Source organism: Microcoleus sp. N9_A1 (assembly GCF_036701795.1).
Taxonomy (GTDB): domain Bacteria; phylum Cyanobacteriota; class Cyanobacteriia; order Cyanobacteriales; family Microcoleaceae; genus Microcoleus.
In genome coordinates, this window is record NZ_JAUBRI010000004.1 from 68389 (window position 1) to 80097 (window position 11709).

Here is an 11709-nt window from a genome sequence, read left to right on the forward strand (position 1 = left end):
CTCCTAACTTATCCAAGCAACGCCCGCAATTTCGGTTAATAATATGTTTAATAAAGTTTAAACCGCCAACAAAGATGATTCGCTCACTTTTCACATTTTTTACAGTATTAATTGTAACCGGGTTAGCATGGTTGGGAAATATCGCCCCCGTTGCCGCACAAGTACAACCAACAGATATCGCCGATCCCCAACAGGAATTGGGAGAACTCGTTCAAAAAGCTTTTGAAGCTACAAATGAAGGCAAATTTCCCGCCGCTGAAACTTTTTGGACTCAAATTATTGACAAATTTCCCTCACAAGCCGCCGCTTGGAGCAACCGAGGCAACTCTAGAGTCAGCCAAAACAAACTACAAGCCGCTATTTCAGACTACCAAAGAGCGATCGAACTAGCACCCGACGCCCCCGATCCCTACCTCAACCGCGGCACCGCCCTAGAAGGTTTAGGACGCTGGCAAGAAGCGATCGCCGACTACAATCATGTACTAGAATTAGACTCCCAAGATCCAGCCGCCTACAACAACCGAGGCAACGCCGAAGCCGGTTTAGGAGAATGGGAACCAGCAATTGCCGACTACAGCAAAGCCTTTGAATTAGCCCCCGAATACGCCTTTGCCCGCGCCAACCACGCCCTCGCACTTTATCAAAACGGGCAAACCAAAGAAGCCATTCGCAACATGAAAAACATCGTCCGCAGATACCCCCAATTTGCCGACATGAGAGCCGCCCTCAGCGCCTGTCTTTGGGAAGCAGGAAATCGCGGCGAAGCTGAGAGCAATTGGGTAGCAGCCATCGGCCTCGACTCCCGCTACAAAGACCTCGATTGGGTTGCCAATAACCGCCGCTGGCCACCAGTTGTAGTCACTGCATTAGAGAAATTTTTGCACTTGAAATAATCTCAAAGGAAAAGTTGGCGGTTGTCATTGGTTATTGGTTATTTCGATAACTGAGAACTGATAACTGACAACTAACAATTAACTAATTCTCGAATCCGCGCAGCCGTCAACTCTTCGACATTCCTGAAAACCGCTGCTGCACCAGCAGTTTTCAGCGCTGCAGCATAAGCCTCGCAGCGCACAGCATCATCCAAAACATGAGGTGGCAAAATTCCCATCCCCAGCCAAACCCGATTTGGTTGCACTTCCCGCGCCTTCACCACTGTGTAAATATCGGCAACAGTATCTCCCGCGTAAATCACGGGCAAATTTTTGTCTAAACCGTGCAGGTTTTCCAACTGTTCAATTGCCGCGAAAAGTCCAGCCGGATCGGGTTTTCCAGGTGCATCTTCCATCGCCACCAACACGGGGGAATTTAAACTCAGTTTCCCTGACAAAACATAAGCAGCTTCATCTCGCATCGCGCCGCTAAAAAAGCCCCAAACAATGCCCCCAACAGTTAAATTTTCCAGGTAAGCCGGACTTAACAGCAGCGGTTCGTCGCAAATGTAACCAGTCCAATTTTTCTCATCGGGCCCGCGATAGCGACTTTGGAAAAAAGCCACTAATTCGTCATACTCGATCGCGAGTTCGTTTCTCGATCGCCCGATCGCCTCAAAATAACGGCAAACTAACTCAAAAGACGCCTGCCAGTCATTATTCCACACTCCCTCAGACTTCAGAGAGTCGATATCGAGAGAATTCGGGCGAAAAGCACCCGCCGTGAAATGTTCCACCGCATCGGCGATCGCCCGCCGGTAGGAACCGGACACATCCCGCACCACACCGTCAATGTCGAAGACTAAAATAACTCTGTTCACAACTTAACTATCCTTGTACCTAGGGCGGGTGAGAACCCAAATTTTATCTGTTCCCAGTCCCTGAGTGGCGCTAAAACCAGCCGCGCCACAAAACTTTTCATAGCCGATGACCAATTATCGAACAGAGTGTGCTACGCTTAGCGATTGTAGAAATTTTTAACAAGTTCGATCGGAACCCTGGAGGTTTGCTTGTCCAAGTTCATCTTAAAAGTTCTCTGGCTAGAAGAGAATGTTGCCCTCGCCGTTGACCAAGTTGTCGGCAAAGGAACTAGCCCGCTGACATCCTACTTTTTCTGGCCCCGCAAAGATGCGTGGGAAGACCTCAAAAACGAACTCGAAGCCAAACACTGGATTGCTGATAACGATCGTGTCGAAATCCTCAACCAAGCCACAGAAGTCATCAACTACTGGCAAGAGGAAGGCAGACGGCGCCCGATGACTGAAGCGCAGTCAAAGTTCCCCCTAGTGACTTTTACCGGCAGCAACTAAGCCCAGCTTTAATTTGCTACCCATATAAATTGCCTGTGATGGCTGACAAGGGGAAGGAGAGAGGGGAGAAGGCGAGAGGATTTGACGCTTTTTCCACCTCGCCGTAAAAAATCCAATTTAAATGCGCTACAGTCGCTCAAAATACTAACTCGAATTTTCAGACCTAATCGGATTTTGGGCTTGGTAGATTTGAGATTATAAATTTAAGATTTATCCAAAACAAAGCTCTAAGTAGATAAGGGCAAAAACATCGTATCTACAAGACACTATTGTTTTTTACTAACAACTGACAACTAACAACTGACAACTGTCAACTGACAACTGTCAACCTGTCAACTGTCAACTGTCAACTGTCAACTGAACTTATGGGCGCCGAAAGTACGATCGACCAGACCGAACAGCTACCGCTGGTAGTAAATCCCGACATTCTCCAGCAAGCTATCCTCTACAAAATTAATACTCGCATAAACGCTCGCGGAGAATTAGTTTTCCCCTGCGTACCGGGAATGCTAAGCCACTATCTCAAGTCGATAGAAAAGCTATTTAGCACTCTCGACAGACCCCTCCCAGAAGACCGCAAAGACGAACTCAGCAAGCTTTTAGCCACCAAGTTAGAACAAGGCTACCGCACCTCCACAGCATCAATGTTGATTCTGCAATACGAATCAGTGCAGCCGCCACAAACTGGTTTAGCTTGCAAAGTCATTGTTACTAGCTCAACAGTTGGAGAACAGTACAAAAGCTGGGTAGACACCAGAGAACCTCCGCTTTTCGGCTCTCATCCCGATGCAAAATTGATGGCAACGGCTGCTAAATTGGGCACACCCGATCGAGTGCGGATTTTGGACGTGGGGGCTGGTACCGGCCGTAATACCTTGCCCCTGGCGAGATTGGGCTATTCTGTAGATGCGATCGAACTAGCTCCAGCTTTTGCAGAACAATTGAAAGCAGCAGTAACAGCCGAAAACCTTCCCGTGAGTGTTACTGAAGGCGATGTGCTCGACCCCTTAATGCGGATGAAACCGGCCCGCTATCAGTTGGCAGTTGCCGCCGAAGTCATCTCACATTTTCGAGACAGCGATCAAGTACGGCTTTTCCTCGCTAAAATGTGCGATTCCCTGTGTCCCGGAGGCCTGTTGCTGTTCAGCACATTTTTAACCGTCGGCGACTACCAGCCGGATGCCCTCGTGCGACAAGTTGCCCAACTCTCCTGGTCTACTTTATTTACACCCCAAGAACTCGCCACCGCAATGGAAGGGTTGCCCTTAGTCCAAATATCCGACGAATTGGTGTTTGAATATGAACGCCACCACCTGCCGGAAGGAGCCTGGCCACCGACGCCCTGGTTTCCCAGTTGGGCCACCGGTCGAGATGTCTTCCCGATGGCAAACGGACGCCCGCCAATGGAATTGCGCTGGATTTTGTGCCGCCGAAGTTAAAAATTTTTGTCATTTCTAGGCGGACACAGCAATCAAAACTGTTAACCGGTAGTAACAGTTTCCTCAGAAATTTTTATTTCAACAGCTTAAATCCGGCTCGCTGTTAATATTGCCCAGCCTGGACACAAAAATTTACAAAAATATATATTAAAATGTAAAGAGAGCGAAGTTCGATCGCCCCTGCGTGAGAAACCCGGTTTCTGATTAGATCCTATGTTGCAAACCTTTGATTTCTTGCGAAAAATTGGGTCGATCGGGCCAATCGCCTCTGAGTAAAATTCGATGTAAAATTCGATCGCCATCTCGATCGGTGCAACTACAGTTAAGATGAATCAGAGAAACCTATTCCTCTAGATAGATGAGATTTTAGGGGAAGAGGATTAGCTAATGTATTAGCTCGCTAGTCAGCGATGCTCCTGAGAACAAAATATGCTTTTAACACGTCCACTACAAGCGTTTGGAGCAATCTTCAGGCACAAACCTTCAACAAATAGAGCGATCGAGCAAAAAAGCAGTAAAAATTATTTAGGAGGGAATATTTCTCCCGATCCAAACCAACAACTTGACTGGTATATCCAACTGGAAATGCTAATGAGTAACGCGAAATCGAACTGTACCAATGAAGAGATTACCGCTTGGCTACGCGGATTGCTGACAATTGCTTGGGCAGACGGCAACTTAGACGAAAACGAGCAAAAAATGATTGCGAATCTAACTCAGGATGAATTACATCCGGTATCTTTTGAGGCAGGTTTTGAACCCATTGCCGCAGAGGAACTAGCTGCTGTGTTAGGGAAAGGCACCGCCAACGGCGAGAATTTTTTGAGAACAGCAGTCATGGTAGCCTTAGCAGACGGTACGTACTCGCTCAGCGAAGACGAGGTACTGTACAAGTTTTGCACAGCTTTGGGTCACAACGTGGAGGCGATCGAATCTCTGCGACACACCATCGAAGACAGCAGGTACGCGCCGCAGGGGCCCAGCAGCCAAACAACCGTTGATTATGTCGCAACACCGCTTTCTGCGCGGCCACGTCAACCTAACCAGAAAAATGTCTTGCAACCCGTCAAAGACTGGCTTGACGGCTGGGAAGTTCACGATCCCAGAGTCGCACATTTCGTCTGCAAAATGATTCCGTCGCAATGTCCGTTTGAGCGAGATGTCGTATTGTTCGGGCGCAAAATCGTCCACATTCCGGCGATGTGCCAGATTAACCCGCTTTACGAACAATTGGTGGGGATGCGCTTTCGAGCTCTGTGCTATTTGGCAGATGATTGTAAGGAAGATGTATCGTCATATTGTTAGCAGTCAGTTGTCAGTTGTGATTGGTCAGTTGTGATTGGTCAGTTGTGATTGGTCATTAGTCATTGGTGATTCTTGTGAAATGTTGGATTAATGACTGTCAGCTATTAACCAATGACTACTAATTAGTCGAGTAGGATGTGCACTGCGCACCAAAAGATAAACATTGTACTTGGATCTGGTATCATAACTAATGACCAATGACTACTGACTACTGACTACTGACTACTGACTACTGACTACTGACTACTGACTACTGACTCTCATTATGCAATTTATCGATCGAGCGGATGTTCAAGTCGCAGCCGGCAAAGGCGGCGACGGTATGGTAGCTTTTCGCAGAGAAAAGTATATACCAGCGGGCGGGCCAAGCGGTGGCACCGGCGGGCGGGGCGGTTCTGTGTTTATGGTGGCGGTGGAAAGCCTACAAACGCTGCTAGATTTCCAATACAACCGGATTTTTAAAGGTCAAGACGGGAAGAAGGGCGCGCCGAAGAATATGACTGGGGCTTCTGGGGACGATCGCACGATCGAAGTTCCTTGCGGTACTGTAGTTTACGACGCGGAAACTCAAGCAATCTTAGCAGATTTGGTGACGCCCGGACAGACTTTTTGCGTAGCTAAAGGCGGTAAAGGCGGTTTGGGAAATAAGTGTTTTTTGACCAATTCTAACCGCGCTCCAGATTATGCGATGCCGGGAAAAGAAGGCGAACACAAGTTTTTGCGGCTGGAATTGAAGCTGTTAGCTGAAGTGGGAATTATCGGGCTGCCGAATGCGGGCAAATCGACGCTAATTTCTGCTTTATCTGCTGCTCGCCCCAAGATAGCAGATTATCCGTTTACAACTTTAGTCCCGAATTTGGGCGTAGTCAGAAAACCAAGCGGCGACGGTACTGTTTTTGCTGATATTCCCGGATTAATTGAGGGGGCTCACGAGGGCGCGGGTTTGGGTTACGAGTTTTTGCGGCATATTGAACGGACTCGGTTGTTGCTGCATTTAATCGATATTACCGATGAAGATCCGATCGCAGATTACATCACAATTCAGGAAGAATTGAAAGCTTACGGGCGAGGATTGGCAGAACGACCGCAGATTTTGGCTTTTAATAAGGTAGATGCGATCGATCTCGAAAGTGAAGAAATCGGTAATTTAATCAGCCGACTTAAAGAAATTAGCGGCGCTCCTGTTTTGTTGATTTCCGCCGTTAGTAGAGTTGGATTGGATGAATTGATGCAGCAAGTTTGGCAAAAACTCGACGAGATGAACGAGAAAGAGGCGGCGGAACAGTTAGCAGTCGCGAGTGTTTAATCGCTTTCCGGTTCCTGGAATTTCTGTGAATTGGTAGGTGTTTGTTTGAGGGGGTCAAATCTTTAGGCTGTATGGCTTGTGCGGCAAGGGTTTGAGCCTCTAGGCTGAAAAACCCGGTTCACGTAAATGCTGAAATCATTGCTGTGTATAGCTTTGATGGTTGTTGAAAATTTTGTCTCTTGACAGGGCGGTGGTTGAAATGATATTTTTTGGATGCTTGACGGAAAAGTACCTTGAAAACTAAATACTGTAATGCTTCGGGAGCGATCGGCCGAAATCAACCTAAACCCCTATCAGGGATTGAAACCCGGTAGTGTCAGTAGCCGGGGACTTGGCTCAAGCCGAAATCAACCTAAACCCCTATCAGGGATTGAAACGTACCCACTTTCCGGCAAATCATTGGTGCAGTAACTGCCGGAATAAACCTAAATCCCTATCAGGGATTGAAGCTTAAATATTCTGCTTGCAAGCTCTTCTTTATCTTACCGGAATAAACCTAAATCCCTATCAGGGATTGAAACACCATAAATCCTATTGGGGCCAAGGCAACCCCGAAAGCGGGCCGGAATAAACCTAAATCCCTATCAGGGATTGAAACAACAAAGCGCTCTTTAACTACTTGCCTAAACTGATCGGACCGGAATCAACCTAAATCCCTATCAGGGATTGAAACAACGCCGCGTTTATCGTGTAGTTTTGCGCGGTTGGCCGGAATCAACCTAAATCCCTATCAGGGATTGAAACTTCACCATCCCACTGGTATAGTTGACATTGAGGCCATCGCCGGAATCAACCTAAATCCCTATCAGGGATTGAAACCACTGCCAAGCATTAATCAGGCAGGGATTCTTATCACTAACGCCGGAATCAACCTAAATCCCTATCAGGAATTGAAACAACATTCCTCGCTGGTATGTACGAGCGTTACCTGCCGGAATCAACCTAAATCCCTATCAGGGATTGAAACACGTTGTGATACGTTTGGAATTGTAAATAGGCAGTCTTGCCGGAATCAACCTCAATCCCTATCAGGGATTGAAACACGACGGAAAAGGAAATCTGCGACGCGAACCGTGCCGAAATTAACCTAAATCCCTATCAGGGATTGAAACATCACTCATTATTAACCCTTTTAATTTTCGTGTGTCGCCGAAATCAACCTAAATCCCTATCAGGGATTGAAACTATAAAGTCCACAGACCACAGCGGGGACAATCGAAGCCGAAATCAACCTAAATCCCTATCAGGGATTGAAACCCGTAGTAGATGATCGCGTATCCCCGCGTCGCCTCAGCCGGAATCAACCTAAATCCCTATCAGGGATTGAAACCCAAAATCCAACATCAAGCATAACTCATGCTTCTGTCTGTAAGCGTTTGTAGGCGTGAGCTTTGGCTAAACGCACCCAATGTTCTAACAGCAAATAGCGATCGAGTTCGACTTCCTCTCTGGCCGAAAGAGTGCCGGATTTATTGCGATCGAGCAGTTGGCTCATGCGGGCTTGCAATGCAGGTGTGGGGCGGATTGCGAGGATTTCTTCTGGGCTGGGTTGACTCGCTAGCAGTTCGACGATTTGGCGATCGTCTTGGTAGGAGATGGTTTCTGCGGGGGCGAGTTCCCGAAGTGCGCGATCCAGGGCTTCCGGGAGACGATCGCCCAATTGTTGCAGTTTTTCGCCAAGGATCTCGGGAACTTCTAGGATAATTTGCATTAGTGCTGATGTGAGGATGGGAATTCCCTTGATTGTAACAAACGGAAAAAATGCCGTTAACTTAAATCCCGATCGGGGATTGAAACTGCATAGCCCGGTATTTGCACAGTTGTTCACAAAGGAGATAACTGGCGAATTTGCCCGTTGTAATCGACTCTCACCCTCCCATCTTGGGAAACCGTAACAACAGTTTCTACCGTATAGACAGACGAACCCGGCTTGTTACCCTTAAAAGTAAAAGTCCAAGTTCCATCACCATTGTCAACAAACGGCGATTCCTTAGAAGTACCGTGCATAGCAGCTTCGGCTCGATAGTTGCCTAAACCCCCGTTGGCAATTTCTGCTGCTTGACGGGCCAAATTTTTTGCCCGATTGAGTTCGATATTATTGTTGATCACTGTCACCCCGTCGGTTTCATATTGAGGAGCAGGATTAGCATTAGTCAAGGTGGGGGAGACTCCAACGGCTAAAGTTGAGAGCGCTACCAGACAAGCAAGTCGGATGTTTAGTTTCATAATACAAACTGATTTATAGTTTGATAAAGTCTACGAGACTTGCCCGAAAAAACCCGGTTGAATTTTCAATTTTTAATTTTCACTTGTGAATCGGCTGGCGTTTCCCCGTCGTTCAAATAGCGGTAACTCATCCGAGAAATATCCCGAATTAATGTTTGAGCTGGCTTCTCGGTTTCCGGCGAATGCTTCACCATCACCGCCAGCAAATAACGCTTACCGTTTGGCAAATCCACCATCCCCGCATCCGCAAGCATTGTATTAATATTTCCGGTTTTGTGAGCAATAACTGAACCCTCGCCCAAACCTCTCGGCAGCAAAGAATCGTTTTTAGTTTGGCGCATGATTTGCAAAATGCGATCGCGCGATTTGACCGAAACCAAATTTCCGCGATCCACCTGGGCTATGATATTAATCAAATCCTGCGGACTGGTAGTATTAGTTCCCTCCAAATCCGGCAAATTATTGCGGAGAACCGTCGCCCTCAAACCCCAATTTGCAAATTGCTGGTTCAAAACATCAGCACCTCCCAACAACTCAATCATCATATTTGTCGCCGTATTGTCGCTGACAACAATCATTTTTCGGGCAACTTCCAAAGCCGAATACTTCTTTCCCGGAGAGTCGTCTTGCATCTCTCCAGAACCGCCGACAATGTGTTCGGACTTCAGCGTCAGCATCTGATCTAACTGCACTTTGCCCTCATCTACTGCTTGGAAAAAAGCTACTAAAATTGGCACTTTAATTGTGCTAGCTGAAGCAAAAGCAGTATCGCCATTAAAATTTAGGTAGCTTCCAGTATCTAAATCGACTAGAAATATTCCGGCTGTCAAACTAGGATTTTCTGTTGCTAAAACCTGAACTTGGGTTTTCAAAGCGGCTAATTCTTGATTCAGTTGCAGCACTTCTGGAGTTGCGGGTGCTGCAGATGCGCTATCGGCTGGGTTTTTCTGCCCTGCGGTGGTTTGTTCTTCTGCCGCTACAGTGGATGCTCGACTCACAGCATTTACCACCGACAACAGCGTACCGCAAATCACCGCTATCCCAACTCCCAAAATCAGCAACCGAGTAGCGTACACCAACGGCGGCACGCTCCGAGGTGCAGACCGTTTACCCGGTCTCTGACTCGCTTGTGGGCGTGGTTTAGGCACGGGGGGTTTTTTGGCATCTGCGGGGATTACCGTGTCTGGAATGCGAGCTGGGGGCGAACTGGGACGACTTCCACGGGTGGTAGGGGGAGTGGCAGTTGGGAGCTGGCTTTTGGGATTGCTGGCGATCGAGCTCACATTTTCCCGCTCCCGATTCGGGTCAGGAAACTCGAACATATCGACAGCAGCGAGGCCTTTTTTGCGCGGTTGGCGTGTCTTCGACTGCGTAGTTTTGCTGGTTCGGGGTTTTCTGGGGTTAATTGCCGATCGGGGATCGGATAAAAAGTCTTGTGTAGTAAATTCTTCCGAAGATGTGGGAGAATTGGCTCCAATTCTGCTGCCGCGGCCCTGTTGCGGTGGCAAAGTCGCAGGTTCGGGCGATCGAATTTCTGAATTGCCGTTTTTCGGTTGCGGAGGGCGGCGGCGGCCCGAGTTGCCAGACTGACTTGCTTTGCCGGACTTAGGCTGCTTTGAGCCGGAGTTGGGAGAGGATATCGAGGATATCACCGATAATATCGATCCTTTGGGAAACCGCTCTGCCACGTCTTACTCCTTCATCACTACTGTAAAGTTCAAGTTTAAGATTTTTCAGCTTGCCAGCCAATCAATTTTAGATTTTAGATTTTAGATTTACCCCAGACGCTGCATGGTATCAGCAACCGGGTTTATTGCTCGCAAATTATCGCAAAGCTTAGGTTTTTAGTCAAGAAACCCTGTTATGAAGATGACAAGTGGGTGCAGGAAAGTTCTCTGTGAAAAAAATCCTCAATCTCACATCCCCAATTATCAGCATTTCTCCTAGCTATCCATTGGATTTTCCGGCAACGCCCCATCCAGAGTATCAGAATTTGTCTCTCGTGGGTAAGTTTTGATTGCCCATTCTGTTTGGCGGAGGACGCCCCGCAGCATGGCGACTTCATCCACTGTCGGATAGGCTCTGTTGTACAAACGCCGAAATTTTTCCATCCGGCTTGCTGCTGTGTGCGGCTGCAAATATCCTATTTTGAGTAACAGCGTTTCTAGTTGCTGGTAATATCCCTCTAAATTTTCCAAGGGAGCACTGGCGAGGGGAATTGAGGGATTTTGTGTCGGGCTGGTGGCAAGTTGTTCTTGATAACAAGTTGATAAATTATCTGTGGCATCGGGTATTGAAGAGGCATAGCCTCTGGATATGCGTTCCCCGACTGAGCCTAGGAACGAGGCATCATCTTCTTCCTTCCCTCTTCCTTCTTCCCTCTTCCTTCTTCCTTCTTCCCGGTATAGTTCGTAACAGCAGATAGCGACGGCTTGGGCGAGATTTAGGGAAGTGTAGGCATCGCTGCTGGGAATGCGGATCAGGCGCTGGGCGCGGTTTAATTCGGCGTTGGTCAAGCCGCAGTCTTCCCGGCCGAAAATGAGGGCGCTGGGGGCTTCTAGGAGCCAAGGCAAGGCATCTGCGGGTTCTTCTAGTTGTGTTGGCAACGATCGACTATCATCCCCTGTAGTTGCGATCGCTCTGACACACCCCACCAAAGCAGCCGGCAAACTCTCGACTACTTTGGCCGTTTCCAATATGTCCGCGGCGCGAACAGCCATCAGTCGGGCTTCTTCCCCTAAATAATCGCATTGGGGATTTACCAAAACTAATTGGTGCAAACCCATATTTTTCATGACGCGGGCAACAGAACCGACATTCAATGGGCCAGCAGGTTCGACTAAAACTATTCGGATGTTGGCGTCGGCCGTTTCGAGCATTTTTATTTGGAGAGGTGTTAGGCAGAAATTGGTTGTTTTGTTTGTTTTGATTAAAATTTAATCACTAACTAATGTAATGTCCAAATTAGCATGGCTAAGCAACGATCGAAATCTGATTTACCGACAAAAATGTGCCCAGTGTGCGATCGACCTTTTACTTGGCGCAAAAAATGGGCCGACTGCTGGGATGAGGTCAAATACTGCTCCGAACGTTGTCGTCGCCGCCGTTTGGCGGCTCAAGATTAAGAATGTAGGGCAAGTTGCTCGATCAAAGCTAAGATTGCAAAGGAAAAATTTTAGGTTATTAGGTTA

At 47.7% G+C, this 11709-nt stretch carries 11 protein-coding genes; 6 read left to right on the plus strand and 5 right to left on the minus strand.

Annotated features, from left to right (window positions below):
- Positions 1 to 74 precede the first annotated feature (74 nt).
- Positions 75 to 893, plus strand: coding sequence for a tetratricopeptide repeat protein (locus QUA58_RS02805; RefSeq protein WP_333392951.1), 819 nt, complete (start codon positions 75 to 77; stop codon positions 891 to 893).
- A gap of 71 nt (positions 894 to 964) precedes the next feature.
- Here QUA58_RS02805 and QUA58_RS02810 read toward each other — a convergent pair whose 3' ends face one another.
- Entirely contained in the window at positions 965 to 1753 is a 789-nt protein-coding gene (locus tag QUA58_RS02810) for a TIGR01548 family HAD-type hydrolase (RefSeq protein ID WP_333392952.1), read from the minus strand.
- 177 nt (positions 1754 to 1930) lie between these two features.
- Between QUA58_RS02810 and QUA58_RS02815 the strand changes: the two genes are divergently transcribed.
- The 4 genes from QUA58_RS02815 (at position 1931) to obgE (ending at position 6292) form a co-directional block, all read left to right on the plus strand.
- Positions 1931 to 2242 (plus strand): 30S ribosomal protein PSRP-3, encoded by a 312-nt coding sequence (locus QUA58_RS02815; RefSeq protein ID WP_333056906.1) that lies wholly within the window; start codon positions 1931 to 1933, stop codon positions 2240 to 2242.
- Positions 2243 to 2607: 365 nt separating this feature from the next.
- Positions 2608 to 3681, plus strand: a complete 1074-nt coding sequence (locus tag QUA58_RS02820) for a class I SAM-dependent methyltransferase (RefSeq protein WP_333256950.1) — start codon at positions 2608 to 2610, stop codon at positions 3679 to 3681.
- Between the two features lie 429 nt (positions 3682 to 4110).
- Entirely contained in the window at positions 4111 to 4986 is an 876-nt protein-coding gene (locus tag QUA58_RS02825; protein ID WP_333256947.1) for a Mo-dependent nitrogenase C-terminal domain-containing protein, read from the plus strand.
- A 265-nt stretch (positions 4987 to 5251) separates the two neighbouring features.
- Positions 5252 to 6292 (plus strand): GTPase ObgE, encoded by a 1041-nt coding sequence (obgE, locus tag QUA58_RS02830; RefSeq protein WP_333392953.1) that lies wholly within the window; start codon positions 5252 to 5254, stop codon positions 6290 to 6292.
- Positions 6293 to 7646: 1354 nt separating this feature from the next.
- On the opposite strand, the gene QUA58_RS02835 is transcribed toward obgE, so the two are convergent.
- The 4 genes from QUA58_RS02835 to QUA58_RS02850 all read right to left on the minus strand — a co-directional run bounded on the left by QUA58_RS02835 (position 7647) and on the right by QUA58_RS02850 (position 11397).
- Complete coding sequence (locus QUA58_RS02835; RefSeq protein WP_333392954.1) at positions 7647 to 8120, minus strand: hypothetical protein; 474 nt, start codon at positions 8118 to 8120, stop codon at positions 7647 to 7649.
- Positions 8117 to 8518: a hypothetical protein gene (locus QUA58_RS02840; RefSeq protein WP_333392955.1), complete on the minus strand. Its 402-nt coding sequence runs from the start codon at positions 8516 to 8518 to the stop codon at positions 8117 to 8119. Before QUA58_RS02840 ends, QUA58_RS02835 begins: the two co-directional genes overlap by 4 nt.
- A 65-nt stretch (positions 8519 to 8583) precedes the next feature.
- Positions 8584 to 10206: a serine hydrolase gene (locus tag QUA58_RS02845; protein WP_333392956.1), complete on the minus strand. Its 1623-nt coding sequence runs from the start codon at positions 10204 to 10206 to the stop codon at positions 8584 to 8586.
- Positions 10207 to 10461: 255 nt separating this feature from the next.
- Positions 10462 to 11397 carry an RNA methyltransferase gene (locus tag QUA58_RS02850; RefSeq protein WP_333392957.1) on the minus strand — a complete coding sequence of 312 codons (936 nt, stop codon included), beginning with the start codon at positions 11395 to 11397 and terminating at the stop codon, positions 10462 to 10464.
- Positions 11398 to 11487: 90 nt separating this feature from the next.
- Here QUA58_RS02850 and QUA58_RS02855 point away from each other — a divergent pair, with 90 nt between their 5' ends.
- A complete protein-coding gene (locus tag QUA58_RS02855; protein WP_006631540.1) occupies positions 11488 to 11643 on the plus strand; it encodes a DUF2256 domain-containing protein in 156 nt (51 codons plus the stop codon).
- Positions 11644 to 11709: the final 66 nt, after the last annotated feature.

Bases quoted from the DNA above. Each gene is read 5' to 3' on its own strand.
- QUA58_RS02805 (WP_333392951.1), top strand. From the start codon at position 75: ATGATTCGCTCACTTTTCACATTTTTTACAGTATTAATTGTAACCGGG.
- QUA58_RS02855 (WP_006631540.1), top strand. From the start codon at position 11,488: ATGGCTAAGCAACGATCGAAATCTGATTTACCGACAAAAATGTGCCCA.
- obgE (WP_333392953.1), top strand. From the start codon at position 5,252: ATGCAATTTATCGATCGAGCGGATGTTCAAGTCGCAGCCGGCAAAGGC.
- QUA58_RS02825 (WP_333256947.1), top strand. From the start codon at position 4,111: ATGCTTTTAACACGTCCACTACAAGCGTTTGGAGCAATCTTCAGGCAC.
- QUA58_RS02840 (WP_333392955.1), bottom strand. From the start codon at position 8,518: ATGAAACTAAACATCCGACTTGCTTGTCTGGTAGCGCTCTCAACTTTA.
- QUA58_RS02850 (WP_333392957.1), bottom strand. From the start codon at position 11,397: ATGCTCGAAACGGCCGACGCCAACATCCGAATAGTTTTAGTCGAACCT.
- QUA58_RS02820 (WP_333256950.1), top strand. From the start codon at position 2,608: ATGGGCGCCGAAAGTACGATCGACCAGACCGAACAGCTACCGCTGGTA.